Origin of the sequence: Gilliamella sp. wkB18, from assembly GCF_001690875.1 — a bacterium.
In the GTDB taxonomy this organism is placed as follows: Bacteria; Pseudomonadota; Gammaproteobacteria; order Enterobacterales; family Orbaceae; genus Gilliamella; species Gilliamella apicola_A.
Genome location: NZ_LZHM01000038.1, coordinates 63479 through 80556 on the forward strand (window position 1 = coordinate 63479; position 17078 = coordinate 80556).

The following is a 17078-nucleotide window of genomic DNA, read 5'->3' on the forward strand; positions in this document are numbered from 1 at the left end:
ATGACAATACGACACTTTTCGCAAGCGGTCCTTACGTGGTATGAACAATATGGCAGAAAATCGTTACCATGGCAGGTCAAAAAAAGCTCTTATCATGTTTGGTTATCTGAAGTGATGCTACAGCAAACCCAAGTTGCTACAGTCATTCCTTACTTTAATCGTTTTATTGAGCACTTCCCACAAATAACAGATTTAGCAAAAGCGCCAATTGATGATGTATTGCATCTTTGGACTGGACTTGGTTATTACGCAAGAGCGCGTAATTTACATAAAGCAGCACAATTAATTGTTGATAAATTTAATGGTATTTTCCCTACAAAGTTCGATGATGTTATCGGGCTTCCAGGTATAGGGCGCTCCACAGCCGGTGCAATTTTATCTCTTGCACAAAATCAACATTACCCAATTTTAGATGGAAATGTAAAACGTGTTTTAGCCCGATACTTTACTGTTGAAGGTTGGCCGGGTATTAAAACTGTCGAAAATAGACTTTGGCAATTAAGTGAGCAAGTCACACCAAAACACAAAGTAGAAAAATTTAATCAAGCTATGATGGATATTGGTGCTATGGTTTGTACACGCACTAAGCCTAAATGCGCCTTATGCCCATTGCAAAATCATTGTCTAGCATATAAAAACGAAAGCTGGCGACTCTATCCCACAAAAAAAACTAAAAATACCATTCCCGAAAAGATAGCCTATTTTTTAATGCTGGAATATAATCATGCAATTTGGCTTGAAAAAAGGCCTCCATCTGGTATTTGGGGAGGGTTGTATTGTTTCCCTCAATTTTCAAGTAAACAAGCAATAGCTGACTGGTTAAAAAAACAAGGTATCCAAACAACTGCACCAAAGCAACTTGTTGCATTTCGCCACACATTTAGTCATTTCCACTTAGATATTTTTCCTATTCATTGTGTCATTACCAAGTATACAAAATGTTTCAATGAATCTGTTGGCTATTGGTATAACCTAAAATCTAACAACGCAAAAATAGGTCTTGCTACCCCTGTTTATAACTTATTAAAACAAACAGTTTAATCACGATTTATTATCAATATTGGTGCACTTTTTAGTGCATCATTATTATTCTTGTTTAACTATAATTTGCTAAGCACATTAGATCATGCGGCTTTAGTTCAGTTTACTTATTTTATGGTTGGATTGTTATTTCTGGAATAGATTCTTAATCTATTAAGTATCATAATTTGTTTTTTATACTGACACACATACTTACCTAAAAGTTTTTGACAAACACAATACTAACTAGATATAAGTTTAAATTAAATATGCATAGCATATTTAATCAGTTGCTTTTTTAATAGCTGACTATTATCAATAACATTCATACCAATTGTTCTTAACGTCTTTTTCAACAAATTATCACCATTAAACATATCTTGAATAGTTTGCATGGCCGTAAGCATAACTAACGCATCTTTGCGACGATTAAATTCAAATGATTTTAAATTTTTTACAAGCCCAATATCTTTATTAGTTTCAATTAATTGTTTAATGGTTGAAACTAACAAAGCAGAATCTTGAAAACCTAAATTTACCCCTTGTCCTGCTAAAGGATGAATAGTATGGGCTGCATCGCCAATTAGTACTAACCGATGCTTAATAAATTGTTTAGCAAATCGCGCTTTTAATGGAAATACCATTCTAGGGTTAATTAACTGGCATTTACCGACTTTATCACCTGTTAACCAAAATAATTCGTTCGAAAATTCTGATTCGGAAAGTGAAGTTAAAGTAGATGCATTATCTGGTTTTGTCGACCAAACTAAGCAACTTTTATTTACATTCCAAAGAGGAAGAAAAGCAATAATTCCATTGGGATAAAACACTTGTCTAGCACAGGATTGATGAGAATATTCAGTTTCAACAGTTGTAATGACAGCATGATGAAGATAATCACGCTCAAGAATAGAAATATTTTCACTCCTACGCACCCAAGAATGAGCACCATCAGCGCCTATCATTAATTTAGCTTGTAAAACAGTTTTATTTGCAAGTGTCAAAAAGGCAAAATCATCATTAAATGTACAATCAATTGCTTCATAACTATAAATATTAATATTCGGACATTTTAAGACAAACTGGTAAAGGTAATGAGAAATGACATTATTTTCAATTATGTATCCAAGATTAGAATAACCGTAATCTTTGGCTTGGGCAGACAAATGGGCTTGACCATTTTTTTCCCATACACCTATCTCGGTAAATTCCTGTACGCGGTTGCTATTGCATAAATCATCCCATATACCAATTTTTGAAAAGTAACGCTGGCTAGCGCCATTAATAGCAGAAGCTCTAATACTCATTTCAGCATGTGGCAAGAATTCATGCTGATGAATTTTAGTATCTATAATCGCAATGTTTAAATCACATTGGCTAAGTGCACATGCTGTTGCCAAACCGACTAATCCACCACCAACAATCGCAATATCACATTGAATATTCATATTGTTTTATATAAAACTATTTATTATCTAATTTAGGATCATGCTTAGATTCAACATCACCACTCAGCTCTTTTTTGAATCCTTTTATTGCCGAACCAACATCTTCCCCCAAACTACGTAATTTTTTTGTACCAAATAAAAGAACAACTACGGCAAGAAACATTAAAAGATGTGGGATACTAAATGACATTAATCAAACCCCTTAATTATATATTATTAAGCTGCTTAAGTTTAATCTTAAACTTAAATTTTAAAAAATGTTAAGATTATACTCTTAATGAATAAGAATTTCATGATAAATTGATAAAAAAAAAGACCTGCATATAAATATGCAGGCCAACATGAAATATAAGGAATATAAGGAAAGAAAACAATGAAAAATCCTTACCCTGCTTATTATCCATTTTTTTTCGTTTTAGTCAACGTTTTTATTTGTTTTTTTATTTATTTTAAAATCGTTCAAAACAGAAGCAATATCAAATAAAATCTAGCAAAAACCAATTGATAATAAATAAATCAAGATTTAATTCTAAAAAATACGTATTTGATATATGTCAAATAAATTATAAAAATCAAATGAAAACAATTGAAAAACAAAACTTACCAATGAAAAATGTCGACAATTCAAAAGAAAAACGAAGAAGTATTATTTTTTTAAAACATTGCAGACAACGTATTTTAATACTTGAAATAATGAAATTATCAAAATATAAAACGAAAATCACTTACAAATATTAATAAAATCACATTTTTATATAATTTTTTCATTAGACGAAATATGTAAAACTTGTAAAATATACACTATAATTGGAAAATGGATGAAATAACAAAAATGAGTTAGAAATGAATATGATTAAAAATAAAAATGTTAAAACATTTAAAGATAGATTACATAGCTCAATGCAAGGTTTATCTGTTTCAGCCTTTGCTAAAAAATGTGATATGTCTGAAACAGTCATTCGAGACTATTTATCAGGCAAAACATACCCATCACTAACACGCTTAGAAGTCATTGCAGAAAAATGTAATGTTTCTTTTAACTGGCTTGCTACTGGTTACAAATTAGAAGTTTTAGGTTCAAAAGATGATGAAAATGTTTACAATGAAAATATCTACCGTATTCCTGTTTATAGAAAACAGTTGCCTACTAAAGAAGAAGCTCAAATGCAACGTTATGTTCGTGAAACTCCACCTGTCATGAATTACCCTATTGTAGAAGGTTGGGCCTCCCATCGAGGGCTAGACATCAAAAAGTTACTCATATATTGGGCAAAAGGCGATCTAATGTCGCCCGAAATAAACAACAATAATGGTCTTATTATTAATACGGACATAGGTGATATTGTTGATGGTGCAATTTATCTGATTGAATATGAAGATATTACCTTTTTAAGAAAAGTACGCTTAACTCTAGATGGGTGGCTGTTAATTTGTAATAATAGTGAGTATCCAACAATTGAAGTACCAAAAACAAACTTTCATAAATATCACATTGTTGGTCGTATTGTACAGATCATTAAAGATATTTTTTAATCACTTTTAATAGCTATATACTAACTTTCAAGATATAATCTGGATAGAGGAAATAACAAGCAAATTATTTCCTCACTAATTATCTAACATTCATTACTTTCACAAAAGCAGGAAGTCAATTAAATGATATTTATTTAAAGTTTCAAACAAAAAATTAGTGCGATAATGATTTACATCTACCTACACTATCCCAATATTTTAATATCATTGATAACCTATCAATGAATGAACGTTATTACTAATTAGGTCTTATATGTATAGATTTTTTGAAAAATTAGTATCACCTTATCCTATAGATGAACCTAAACCAATATCTAAAAACTTTTTTAGTTTTATATGGCACTCAACCAAAGGTACTCGCTTATTTATGTTACTGCTAATTATCCTCAGTGGATTAGGTGGTGCATTTGAAGCTTTTTTATTTGCCGCTCTCGGTAAAGTTATTGATTCTCTATCAGAAGTCGAATCAAGTAAATTTTGGCAACAAGAAAAGATAACATTAATATCATTAGCCTTGATAATTTTAGCAAGTACATTAATAATTGGTTTGCAAACTATAATAAAGCACCAATGTCTTGCCGGTAACTTTCCGATGAGAATGCGTTGGGTTTTACATAGATTAATATTGAACCAAAATATGCATTTTTTCCAAGATGATTTTGCTGGTCGAATATCATCAAAAGTGATGCAAACAGCACTTGCTGTTAGAGATACCTGCTTTTTAATATCTGATATTTTCATATACGTTTTTATTTCGTTTATTACTATGGCAGCAATTATTGGTCAATTAGAAACTCGGTTATTATTACCATTTTTAGGCTGGAGCTTGCTCTATGGAATAGCAATGTACTACTTTATTCCACGCCTAAGTAAAATTGCCAGTATACAAGCTGATGCGCGTTCGACTATGACAGGAAGAGTCACAGATGCTTATACGAATATTATGACAGTAAAGCTGTTTTCACACTCAGGTAATGAAGCTAAATACGCTAGAGAATCAATGGATGAATTTTTGGCTACTGTCAATAAGCAAATGCGGTTAGTGAGTAGTTTTGAAATTGTTAACCATTTACTTTCTGTTTCACTAATACTAAGCACGACTGGGGTTGCCTTATGGTTATGGACAAATCAATTGGTTGGCATTGGAGCTATTGCAACAACAACAGCTGTTACCCTGCGATTAAATGGTTTCTCACATTGGATTATGTGGGAAATGGCTGCCTTATTTGAAAATATTGGTGTGGTTAAAGATGGAATTAATACATTTTCTGACGCAAAAACGGAGGTTGATAAACCTGGTACAGCTAACCTTAATATTACTCAAGGAAGAATTGAATTTAAACATATCTATTTTAACTATGATGAAAAAAGAGATAAATCTATTATTGAAGATTTAAATTTAACTATCAACCCTGGAGAAAAAATTGGTTTAGTAGGTCGTTCAGGTGCAGGAAAATCAACGCTTATTAATTTACTACTTCGCTTTTACACTTTAAAAAGTGGCGAAATCATTATCGACGATCAAAATATTACAACAGTAAACCAAGAAAGTTTGCGCGCTCAAATTGGTATGGTGACCCAAGATACATCACTATTACATCGATCAGTACGAGAAAACTTGCTTTACGGAAATAATGAAGCGACGGAAGATGAAATGATCAAAGCAGCAAAAAAAGCCCATGTCGATAGTTTTATCCAAACCTTAGTTGATGCTAATGGTAGAACTGGCTATGATGCTTTTGTTGGTGAGCGAGGTATAAAATTATCAGGAGGGCAAAGACAACGTATTGCAATTGCTAGAGTGATTCTTAAAAATGCCCCTATTTTATTATTAGACGAAGCCACAAGCGCACTAGATTCTGAAATAGAACAAGCGATACAAGAAAGTTTGTATACATTAATGGAAGGTAAAACCGTTATTGCTATTGCTCATCGTTTATCCACTATCGCAGCAATGGATAGAATAATTGTTCTTGATCAGGGAAAAATCATTGAACAAGGCACACATCAAGAGCTACTTGAAAAAAATGGACTCTATACAAATCTTTGGAAACACCAAAGCGGCGGTTTTTTGCCAGAAAATTTATAAATAAAATCAACTAAAATATAAACGCATATATCACCATATATAGCGCTATCAGGTTACATTAATTGATAAAGTTTTTATAAAAATCTGATTCAAACCTCATAATCGCACTATTTTTAGGTTCAATAGAGTTATCAGCATGATATCCCGATAGTAATTGAACGAATGCAATATATTTGCCATCTGATTTTTGAATAAAACCAGCTAAGTTATAACTACCTTGTATATATCCTGTTTTAGCGCGTACAGCTTCTTTAAGAGGTAATTCAATAAAACTTTTACGATATTGCAATGTACCATCAGTTCCCGCAATGGGAAGTTTCTCAATAATACCCAATTCAGCATTATGAGCCGAAATATACTGTAAAATTTCCATCATTTTATTAGCACTAACTAAATTCAATCTTGATAAACCAGAGCCATCTACAATGACCAGATTTTCAAGATCAATACCGGCTTTTTTTCGTAAAATTTGCTTAACAGCATCGCCGCTATTTCGCCATGTGCCTTGTATATTATAATAGTGAGCCCCCAATGTTCTGAAAATGGCATCAGCATATAAATTATTCGATTTTTTAAGCATAATAGTTAACAGTTCTGAAAGAGGAGCTGACTGGTTTGTAGCTAATAATGTAAGTTTGGAAGTTATTTTTTGATTGCTCTGTGTAATAATCCCAGTAAAAGTCATTTTTTGTTTCTTAAGTTCATTTTTTAAAATTGCAGAAAAATAATAAACTCCATCTAATATAGCAAATTTAAGTGGTATTTTTTTTGAACTAGTAGCAATACAACCTGATAGGTAATAATTATTTTTGGCAGAGTAGCTAACATCTAATTCACAATATTTATCATTCAAATCTTTACTAGATTTTGCAATAGTTCTTACATCCCCCATTACTGTAACAGGAATACCAATTGGAATCGAAATAGACGCTTTTCCACCGATTTTACTTGGCGTAACTGATGCAAAAAAGCAGTTATTATCAATAATTGCAGCGGATGGAGGAGCATTATAACAAGCAGTTAAATTATTCCATGACCATCCTTCAGCTTTATCGTGACTTGTAAAAATTGAAGTATCTAAAATAATTTTTCCCGATATCTTTTCAATCCCTTTTTGGCGTAATGCAGAAAGCATAGTTTGCAGCCGATTTCGACTAAAGGTTGGATCACCACTTAATTTAATTATTAAATCACCATTTAACTGTTTATGACTAATTAAACCATTAGTTAACATTTGTGTTTCAAATCGAAAATCACTACCTAACTCAAGCTCTGCTGCAAGAGCAGTTATGATTTTTTGAATACTAGCCGGTTGTTTAAATTGATCACTCTTGTATTGGGCCAAAGTTGTAGGCTGCCTTCCAACAGATTGAACCAGAATGGATATATCGCTTCCTTTAGGTAAAGTAGAAATATAAGGTTCAACTGATAACGCTTGCACTAAACTAGATAAAAAAGAAAGAACAAAAACAAAAATTGCTTTGAAATTTTTCATTGAAATCGGCTCAAAATGGTTTTTAATAAAGAAGTTAACTACAAATATAGCTTTTTTTGTTATGCCTATCAATATATACTCAATCCGTTTTATTAATATATTCCATTAAAATAATAAAATAGCTATTGAAATTATTTCAATACAAAATTTAACTTTAGGTGATAATAACATGATTCAACATTTATTAGGTTTTCCAATTGAAACAGTACTAGTTTTCATTATATTGGCTTTAACTGCAATCGTTATTGATTTGTTTGCTCATCATAATGATAAACCGATAAGCTTAAATAATGCCATTGTTTGGTCACTATTTTGGATTGCTATTGCTTTGGCTTTTTCACTCTATTTATACCTTCATCACGGAAGCTCTATTGCAAGCCTATTTATTACTGGTTATGTATTGGAAAAGGCACTCTCAGTGGATAATCTTTTTGTCATTATGGCTATTTTTTCATGGTTTGGCATTCCTGATAATTATCGTCATCGCTTACTCTATTGGGGAGTAATTGGTGCTATTATATTCCGCGCTATTTTTGTGATAATTGGTTCCAGTTTATTATCATTAGGGCCATGGATGGAATTATTATTCTCTGCTATAGTTGCTTTCACTGGGATAATGATGTTAAAAAATCAAGGAAAGAATCATGAAATAAAGGATTATTCAGAACATTTTGCTTATCGCATCGCAAAACGCATTTTACCATCTTATCCCAAAATTGTTGGCCACCATTTTTTATTAACACAAAAACAGCTCAATGCTGAACTGGCAAAATCAGGAGATGCTGAATTTGTTAGTAAATTCTCCAAAAATATTTTATATACTACCCCGCTGTTTTTATGCATTGTTGTAATTGAACTTAGCGACGTAATGTTTGCTTTTGATTCTGTGCCAGCTATAATCGCCGTTAGCCAAGAGCCATTCATTGTTTATAGCGCTATGATCTTTGCCATTTTAGGGTTAAGAACAATGTACTTTGTTTTAGAAGCTATGCAACAATATTTAGTCCACCTTAGTAAAGCTGTAACCTATTTGTTGTTTTTTATTGCCTTCAAATTAGCTTTCAATGCTGGCAACCACCTATTTGGGTATAACATCAATATTAGCCCAACTAATAGCCTTTATATCGTGTTAGGCATTTTAACTTTGGGAATTATTGCAAGCTTCATCTGGCCAGAAAAAAATAAATAATAGTTATGAAGATATTGGCAGGCATTCCTGCCATTTAAAAATCAAAATTTATTACGTTTTAAAGAACGTAAATAATAACTTATACCTAAAATGATAAACCAAATTGGTGTGGCAATTAAAGCTTGTCGTGTATCAGATTCCAAAGTAAGAAGCACAATCACAAAGGCAAAAAAAGCTAAACAGACATAACACATCAAAATACCACCTGGCATTTTAAATTGTGATTGCTGATGTAAAGTAGCTTTTTTGCGTCGATAAGCTATATAAGAAATTAGAATCATTGACCAAATATACATAAATAAAATGGCTGAAATCGTAGTCACAATAGTAAATGCATGCATAACATTGGGTACAAAATAAATTAATACCACCCCACCAAATAAACAAGAGCACGAAAAGATTAATCCATTAGCAGGCACAGAACGACTAGACAACTTACCAAAAGGTTCCGGCGCATCTTGTTTTTTAGCAAGTCCAAATAACATTCGGCTTGTTGAGTAAATTCCACTGTTCGCTGATGATGCAGCTGATGTCAATACAACAAAATTGATAATACTTGCGGCGGCAGGTAAACCTATTAAAGTAAATAATTCAACAAATGGGCTTTTATTCGGTGAAATTAGCTTCCATGGCGTTACACTCATAATAATAATTAACGCAAAAACATAAAAAAAGATAATACGAGCAGGCACAGAATTAATAGCTCGTGGTAGGTTTTTCTTAGGATCGATTGTTTCTGCGGCTGTTGTACCTACAAGTTCAATTCCCACAAAAGCAAAAATGGCAATTTGAAACCCAGCAAAAAAACCCATAGTACCATGAGGGAAAAAACCACCAAATTTCCATAAATTGGAAAATGCAGATATTGTATTAGTTTGTTCAGAATGGTAAGAGGTTAAAATTAATACTATACCAATAGCTATTAACGCCAAAATCGCAATAATCTTAATCATCGAAAACCAAAATTCTGTTTCACCAAACATTTTTACTGTTAATAAATTTAAGGTTAATAATAAAACAACCGTTAATAACATTGGTATCCATGATTGTAGTTCAGGTATCCAATGTTGCACATATCCTGAAATGGCGACAACATCAGCAATTCCAGTAATAACCCAACAAAACCAATAAGTCCAACCAGTAAAAAAACCAGCGCAAGGACCTAGTAGATCATTAGCAAAATCACTAAAAGATTTATATCTTAAATTAGAAAGCAGAATTTCACCCATTGCTCTCATGACAAAAAAAAGCATAAAACCTATGATTATATAAACAAATACAATCGACGGTCCAGCAAGGCTAATCGTTTTTCCTGAGCCCATAAATAGCCCGGTACCAATAGCACCACTAATTGCAATTAATTGGATATGCCGATTAGATAGGTTTCGCTTTAGATCATTGTTTGAGGATGTAATGCTCATCGCTATTATCACCTTTTATTTCGAAATTTTTTCGATTTTATAAAGAATATAGAAATATAAAGTTTATCCCTGCAAACCGCAAGCTGAAATATTATGAAAACTTTTTATGCCGACATAAAAATTAACAGTAGTTTCTTATAAAAGAATTGTGTAGCATAACAAACCATGCTTATTACTTAAACAAATCATTAGAATGCAAAAGAATAACTACTGTGACTATTTTTATTTGGCACCTATTTTATTTATTCTATTATTAGCTGGCTGTCAAAACAATAAAATTGAACAAGGTCAAAGATATACTGAAGGTAAGCTATCTTCATCTTTCAATATTACATACCCTCAATTAGCTATTCCTATAAATATTTCAGATTATGTTATACAAATTGAAAAAATCAAAACTTATTCACCATCTTTATATCATAAAAATAAACATATTTATAATGCCATTGACTCTTGGATTAACCGTTCTTTAGGAACTGATGAATTTGATAAGGTTGGGTTGAAAAGTTATGAAATGGAAGGCCAAGACGGCTACGGAAATGTACATTTAACCGGCTATTATACACCCGTTATAAAAGCAAAGCATAAGCCAACTGGCGAATTCAAATATCCGATTTATAAATTTCCTAATCGATTAAAAGGCAGATTACCAAGTCGAGAGCAAATCTATAATGGCGCACTATCAGGAAAAGGGCTAGAAATTGCTTACAGTAATTCATTAATGGACAATTTTATTATGGAGGTTCAAGGTAGTGCTTATATTGATTTTGAAGATGGTTCTCCATTAGTTTTCTTTTGTTTTAGCGGAAAAAATGGATATGAATATTCTAGTATAGGAAGATTATTAGTTGAACAAGGGGAAATCGATAAAGAAAATATTTCAATACAAGCAATCAAAAATTGGGCCCAAAATAAAAGTGAAAAAAGACTTAAAGAATTACTAGTACAAAACCGTTCATTTGTTTTTTTTAAACCTCAACATAATACCGAAGTAAAAGGCGCTGCAGCAATACCTTTAGTTGCAAATGCATCTGTAGCTTCAGATAAAGTAGTTGTGCCAATAGGATCTGTCGTCCTAGTCGATGTACCACTCCTTGATGACGATGGAATATATAGAGATAGACGAGAAGTTCGTTTAATGGTCGCACTTGACGTTGGTGGTGCGATAAAAGGTCAGCATTTTGATCTTTATCTTGGTGTAGGTGACAAAGCCGGTAAATTGGCTGGTTATTATAACCACTTTGGGCGTGCATGGGTCATCAAGCCTTAAATTACTAACATCGACGGCATGGGAAGAACCTGTTAAAATGAAAAATAAAAATTTTATTAAGGACAATTCATGAGACTATGCGATCGAGATATCGAAATATATTTACAAAATGGTAAATTAAAGATTACACCACAACCTGCAGCTAATTGTATTAATGGCGCAACAGTCGACGTCAGATTAGGCAATCAGTTTCGTACTTTCAGAGAACATACTACACCTTATATAGATTTAAGCGGACCAAAAGAAGAAGTTTCAGCTGTTTTGGAACAAGTAATGAGTGAGGAAATAGTACTCCCCAAAGATGGTATATTTTACCTTCATCCTGGAGAATTAGCGCTAGCGGTTACATTAGAATCGGTTACAATTCCAGATGATTTAGTCGGATGGTTAGACGGGAGATCATCACTTGCTAGGCTTGGGCTTATGGTTCATGTGACAGCACATAGAATTGATCCTGGTTGGCAAGGACAAATTGTACTTGAATTTTATAATTCAGGGAAAATTCCACTCGCACTTAGACCAGGCATGACAATCGGCGCGCTTAGCTTTGAAACACTAACAGGACCTGCTGAAAAACCATACAACCGTCGTCAAGATGCAAAATATAAAGACCAACATGGTGCAGTTGCTAGTCGTATTGATAAAGACTAAAATAATTCATAACGTTAATCAAGGAATATTAATATGATTAGAAAAATATTGGTTACTCTTTTTATCTTAATTCTGCTCATTGCGATCGGAATAGTCTCATTAATAGTTTTTGTTGATCCTAACAATTTTCGAGGATTTATCTCCGATAAAGTAAGGGATAAAACTGGTTATGAGTTAACTATCGAAGGGGATTTACGTTGGCATATTTGGCCACAAATAAGTATATTAACCGATTCAGTAAAACTTTCTGATATTGGTGCTCAAAAACCTATTTTAACCGCAGATAACATGCGGCTTGATGTTGAGTTATTTCCTTTATTTTCTAAAAGGCTTGATGTTAAAAATGTATTTGTAAAATCAGCAGTCATCAATATTACAGAGGAAAGCAAAGGGAAAAAAATGCAATATGAGCCCCCCCATCAACCTACAACAACTTCAGATGGAATATTACAAAAACAAAAAAAAGAAGAAAAAAACAAATCAGGTTGGGAATTTACTTTAAATAAATTCGAAATTTCAGATAGTACAGTTATTTTGCAACAAAAAAATAACCTTATTAATTTTAGAAATCTGACCTTAACCCTTGAACAAAATACAGCCAAAAACATTTCTGTTGATGTGAAAGGAAATATTGATCGAAACCAGCAATACCTATTTTACACAGCAAAAGCGAACATTGATTTAGGTCAATATCCTGAATATGCAAAAATAGAATTAGAACATCTTGATTATATTATTAAAGGAATTGGTATTCCATCAGGAAAACTAAAAGGTAATTTAAAAGGCACGTTTAATTATCAGCAAAAACCTCGGATTTTTGAAACCCAACGTCTAACCTTTTCAATTAATGATAATATTTTTACAGGTCATATACATGCTAATTTAGATCAAAAAACACATTTAGTATTAAATTTTAATGCCGACCGACTGAACCTTGATTCGTTTGCAGATGGAATAAATGAAAAATCAAATAATAGTAATAATAATGTTAACTTAGCAACACAGCAAACAACACCTGTTGTATCGACAATACCAAAAGCGAATAATGAACTTATTTTTCTTAATTTATTTGATGCAGAAACTAAATTTACAATAAAAGAATTAGTCAAAAATAAATTAGTATTAAATAATGTAAATGTGGACGTCATTAACAAAGATGGAATCGCAACATTTAACGATGTTAGCTTTGATTTTGCGAAAGGTCATATTGTTGCAAAAGGTTTTGCAAATGGTAAACAAAAAGAAACTTTAATTAAACTTGATACAAAAGTGAGAGATGTTGATTTAAATACGTTTTTTAACCAAATTGATACCGGTAATGATCTAGTAGGTCTTTTTAATGCAACTGGAGAATTAGAAGCAAGCACTATAACACTATCTAAATTATCCAATAATTTACAAGGTAAATTGGGTATTGTTATAACCAATGCAAGGCTTGATAATATAAATATTCAAAATATTATCCAAAGTGCAACTGCGAAATACACTAAAGATGTTTTAACCGTTGAAAATCAAAAAAAATATACTGAGTTTCACGAAATTTCAGCGAATGCTTATTTGAGTAATGGCAATATAAACCTTACTTCTTTAACAGCTAACTCAGAAACACTTGATATTATTGAAGGTTCAGGGCGAATTGGCATGGAACAAAAAGATTTAGACGTTAATTTAAATATAAAAATGCTAGGAGGCTGGAATGGCAAAAGTGAGACAATTGCGAAATTACAGCAACTGACTATTCCGTTCCGTATTTATGGGCAATTCACTAAACTTAATTATCAAATTGATATCAGCCAAGTTTTAAAAGATTTATTGAATGATAAAATACAACAAGGTTTAGATAAACTTCGTAATAAGTTAGAAAATCGAAATTTAAAAGATGACAAGAAATCAAATTCTAAGCAAAAAGCAGCAGAAATATTAGAAGGGCTATTAAAAAATAACCTGTAAAAATTAAACTAGTTAATAAAAAGGTGAGCTTAGCTCACCTTTTTAGTGTCAACAATTTAAATTGCCTATAAGATAAATTTACTTAAATCTTCATTAGCAACAAGTTTATCTAGATGATCACCTACATATTTGGCATCAATTGTAATCGTATGACCATCGAGTTCACTCGCTTCAAATGAAATCTCTTCCATTAAACGTTCTAATACAGTATGCAATCTACGAGCTCCAATATTTTCATTTTGTTCATTTACTTGCCAAGCAGATTCAGCAATCTTACGAATCCCATCAGCTGTAAAATCAATATTTACACCTTCAGTTGCCATTAGTGCTTTATATTGAGCCGTAAGTGAAGCATTAGGCTCAGTTAATATACGCTCAAAATCTTCACTAGTTAATGCTTGCAATTCAACTCGAATAGGTAATCGACCTTGCAATTCCGGTATTAAATCCGACGGATTTGCTGTTTGGAATGCGCCTGATGCAATAAACAAAATATGGTCAGTCTTAACAGAACCATGTTTTGTTGAAACCGTACATCCTTCAACAAGAGGTAATAAATCACGCTGTACACCTTCGCGAGAAACATCTGGACCAGATGAGTTACCACGTTTACAAACTTTATCGATCTCATCAATAAAAACAATTCCATTTTGTTCAACTGCTTCTATTGCTTCCTGTTTAAGATCATCAGGATTTACAAGCTTAGCGGCTTCTTCTTCAATCAATTGCTTAAATGCATCTTTAATTTTCATTTTACGTGGTTTAGTTTTCTGTCCACCTAAATTTTGAAACATTGATTGTAGTTGATTTGTCATCTCTTCCATACCTGGAGGAGCCATAATCTCAACTCCTATATTGACACCTGCTATTTCTATTTCGATCTCTTTATCATCAAGTGAACCTTCACGTAATTTTTTTCTAAATGCTTGCCTTGCGGTTGAATCATTATTATTTTCTACTTGTCCCCAACCATCTTTTGCTCGTGGCACTAGCACATCTAAAATACGGTCTTCAGCTAATTCCTCTGCTCGAGTGCGATTTCGTTCAATCGCCTCTTGACGAATCATTTTAACTGCAGAATCGGTTAAATCTCGAATGATTGAATCAACTTCTTTACCAACATAACCTACTTCGGTAAATTTTGTTGCTTCAACTTTAATAAAAGGCGCTTTAGCTAATTTAGCTAAACGTCTTGCAATCTCAGTTTTACCAACACCTGTTGGTCCAATCATTAAAATATTTTTGGGTGTTACTTCATGGCGTAAAGCTTCATCTAATTGCATACGACGCCAACGATTACGTAAAGCTATAGCAACAGATCGTTTTGCCTTATCTTGTCCAATTATATGTTGGTTTAATTCGCTTACAATTTCGCGAGGAGTCATTTCAGACATAATAAAATTCTCTTAGATCAGTTTAATTAATAATTGAGTTCTTCGATTGTTTGAAAATCATTAGTATACACACAAATATCACCTGCAATTGATAATGATTTTTGCACAATATCATGCGCTGATAGCGATGTATTATCAAGTAAAGCACGTGCAGCTGCTTGTGCATAAGGTCCACCAGAACCAATTGCAATTAAATCATCTTCTGGTTGGATAACATCTCCAGTACCAGTAATAATAAGTGATGCGCTTTCATCAGCAACAGCAAGTAATGCTTCAAGCTTACGTAGCATTCTATCTGTACGCCAATCTTTCGCTAGTTCAACAGCTGATTTGGTTAAATGCCCTTGATGCATTTCTAATTTTCGCTCAAATAATTCAAAAAGCGTAAAAGCATCAGCAGTACCACCAGCAAAACCTGCAATCACTTTATTATTATATAAACGGCGAACCTTGCGAGCGTTTCCCTTCATAATTATTCGTTCGCCTAGCGTGACTTGGCCATCCCCACCAATAACGACTTGGCCTTCTCGACGGACACTGACAATTGTTGTCATATTCTGCTCCTTCTTTTACATAAATAACTTAAATTGGAATGAATAGATTATATATTGGGGTGATAAGTCGATTTTCAATATCTTTATTTAAAGATATTGAAGGTTTATTCACGGGAAAGATATTTTAGGTTAGCACTTCTACAAACAATTATCACTTTGGTTCAAAATTAATTTTCATTCTTTTAACTTCATTATAAAGTATATTCGATGGTTTTGGTATGACGGCTAATTTTGTAGCTGCTAATGCTTCCCGACATAAAGCTTCATCACCACCTAATACTTTAACATCCAATAACAAACCATCGGGTGCGATACGAATTTCTAACATACAGCTTTGACCAACATAAAGCTTATTTGGATTAATAAATTTATTGCTTATAGCACTTTTAACTAAAAATATATACTTATCTAATTCACCATTAGATGTACCTTTACGAGTCAATGAGGAACTAGATGTAGAAATAATTCCACCAAGAAGATCATTAACTTTTTTATCATTTTGAGCAGCTTCCGCCTTCTGCTTAATAGCTAGCCTTTCTTTTACTATTTTCTCTTCCTCAACTTTTTTCTCTTCAGCTTTCTTTTTTGCTTCTAGTTTTTCTGCAATAGCTTTTTCCTCTGCTGCCTTTTGCTCAGCTGATCTCTTTTCTGCTTCTAACTTTCCTATAGCAGCTTTTTGCTCTTGTTTGAGTTTTTCTTCAAGTTTTAAACGTTCTTTTTCTAATTCTTGTAACTGCTGCTGTTGAACAAGCTGTTTTTCTTGAAAATTTTGAAACTGCCTATCAATTTGCTCCTTCCTTTGTTGTTCTGCTTTTTGTTGAGATATTTGGCTTTGCATTTGCCTTTGGTACTGTTCAGACATTATAGTTGGATCAACCATGATAGCATCAATTGTTTGCCCATTATTGCTGCCATAATTATTACTATCATCTTGTGTTAGCCTATAGCTTAAAATAATAATTAACGCTACATGCAGTATAATCGATATGATGATTGCAAGGCTTAACTTTGATTTTGAATTATTCGACATTGCTGACATTTCTAATATATTGTTATCATCGCTT

14 protein-coding genes are annotated in these 17078 nt (G+C 32.6%); 7 read left to right on the top strand and 7 right to left on the bottom strand.

What is annotated here, in order from left to right; genetic code table 11:
• On the top strand, window positions 1-1041 hold the full coding sequence (gene mutY / locus A9G48_RS03180) for an A/G-specific adenine glycosylase (protein WP_065575779.1): 1041 nt from the start codon (window positions 1-3) through the stop codon (window positions 1039-1041).
• A gap of 242 nt (window positions 1042-1283) precedes the next feature.
• On the opposite strand, the gene A9G48_RS03185 is transcribed toward mutY, so the two are convergent.
• On the bottom strand, window positions 1284-2468 hold the full coding sequence (locus tag A9G48_RS03185; RefSeq protein ID WP_065575772.1) for an FAD-dependent monooxygenase: 1185 nt from the start codon (window positions 2466-2468) through the stop codon (window positions 1284-1286).
• A gap of 16 nt (window positions 2469-2484) precedes the next feature.
• On the bottom strand, window positions 2485-2658 hold the full coding sequence (gene tatA / locus A9G48_RS11100) for a twin-arginine translocase TatA/TatE family subunit (RefSeq protein WP_081299229.1): 174 nt from the start codon (window positions 2656-2658) through the stop codon (window positions 2485-2487).
• A gap of 653 nt (window positions 2659-3311) precedes the next feature.
• Between tatA and A9G48_RS03190 the strand changes: the two genes are divergently transcribed.
• Together A9G48_RS03190 and A9G48_RS03195 are read left to right on the top strand one after the other, a co-directional pair.
• The gene (locus A9G48_RS03190) at window positions 3312-4001 is read left to right on the top strand and encodes a LexA family transcriptional regulator (RefSeq protein WP_034943917.1); all 690 of its coding nucleotides are present in this window, start codon (window positions 3312-3314) and stop codon (window positions 3999-4001) included.
• A gap of 253 nt (window positions 4002-4254) precedes the next feature.
• Window positions 4255-6090 carry an ABC transporter ATP-binding protein gene (locus A9G48_RS03195; protein WP_034943920.1) on the top strand — a complete coding sequence of 612 codons (1836 nt, stop codon included), beginning with the start codon at window positions 4255-4257 and terminating at the stop codon, window positions 6088-6090.
• A 58-nt stretch (window positions 6091-6148) separates the two neighbouring features.
• On the opposite strand, the gene dacB is transcribed toward A9G48_RS03195, so the two are convergent.
• On the bottom strand, window positions 6149-7585 hold the full coding sequence (dacB, locus tag A9G48_RS03200) for a serine-type D-Ala-D-Ala carboxypeptidase (RefSeq protein ID WP_034943924.1): 1437 nt from the start codon (window positions 7583-7585) through the stop codon (window positions 6149-6151).
• Between the two features lie 169 nt (window positions 7586-7754).
• On the opposite strand from dacB, the gene A9G48_RS03205 reads away from it, so the two are divergent.
• A complete protein-coding gene (locus tag A9G48_RS03205) occupies window positions 7755-8774 on the top strand; it encodes a TerC/Alx family metal homeostasis membrane protein (protein ID WP_034943927.1) in 1020 nt (339 codons plus the stop codon).
• A 41-nt stretch (window positions 8775-8815) separates the two neighbouring features.
• On the opposite strand, the gene cycA is transcribed toward A9G48_RS03205, so the two are convergent.
• Window positions 8816-10195 (bottom strand): D-serine/D-alanine/glycine transporter, encoded by a 1380-nt coding sequence (gene cycA / locus A9G48_RS03210; protein ID WP_034943930.1) that lies wholly within the window; start codon window positions 10193-10195, stop codon window positions 8816-8818.
• A 193-nt stretch (window positions 10196-10388) separates the two neighbouring features.
• Between cycA and mltA the strand changes: the two genes are divergently transcribed.
• The 3 genes from mltA (at window position 10389) to asmA (ending at window position 14066) form a co-directional block, all read left to right on the top strand.
• The gene (gene mltA, locus A9G48_RS03215) at window positions 10389-11465 is read left to right on the top strand and encodes a murein transglycosylase A (RefSeq protein ID WP_051825040.1); all 1077 of its coding nucleotides are present in this window, start codon (window positions 10389-10391) and stop codon (window positions 11463-11465) included.
• Window positions 11466-11534: 69 nt separating this feature from the next.
• Window positions 11535-12116, top strand: coding sequence for a dCTP deaminase (gene dcd / locus A9G48_RS03220; protein WP_034943933.1), 582 nt, complete (start codon window positions 11535-11537; stop codon window positions 12114-12116).
• Window positions 12117-12149: 33 nt separating this feature from the next.
• Window positions 12150-14066, top strand: a complete 1917-nt coding sequence (asmA, locus tag A9G48_RS03225; protein ID WP_034943936.1) for an outer membrane assembly protein AsmA — start codon at window positions 12150-12152, stop codon at window positions 14064-14066.
• A gap of 65 nt (window positions 14067-14131) precedes the next feature.
• Here the strand turns inward: asmA and hslU are convergent, their stop codons facing one another.
• The 3 genes from hslU to tolA all read right to left on the bottom strand — a co-directional run bounded on the left by hslU (window position 14132) and on the right by tolA (window position 17044).
• Window positions 14132-15460 carry an HslU--HslV peptidase ATPase subunit gene (gene hslU / locus A9G48_RS03230; RefSeq protein ID WP_034943939.1) on the bottom strand — a complete coding sequence of 443 codons (1329 nt, stop codon included), beginning with the start codon at window positions 15458-15460 and terminating at the stop codon, window positions 14132-14134.
• Window positions 15461-15486: 26 nt separating this feature from the next.
• A complete protein-coding gene (gene hslV, locus A9G48_RS03235; protein ID WP_034943942.1) occupies window positions 15487-16014 on the bottom strand; it encodes an ATP-dependent protease subunit HslV in 528 nt (175 codons plus the stop codon).
• A 151-nt stretch (window positions 16015-16165) separates the two neighbouring features.
• Window positions 16166-17044, bottom strand: coding sequence for a cell envelope integrity protein TolA (tolA, locus tag A9G48_RS03240; RefSeq protein ID WP_065575774.1), 879 nt, complete (start codon window positions 17042-17044; stop codon window positions 16166-16168).
• Window positions 17045-17078 lie beyond the last annotated feature (34 nt).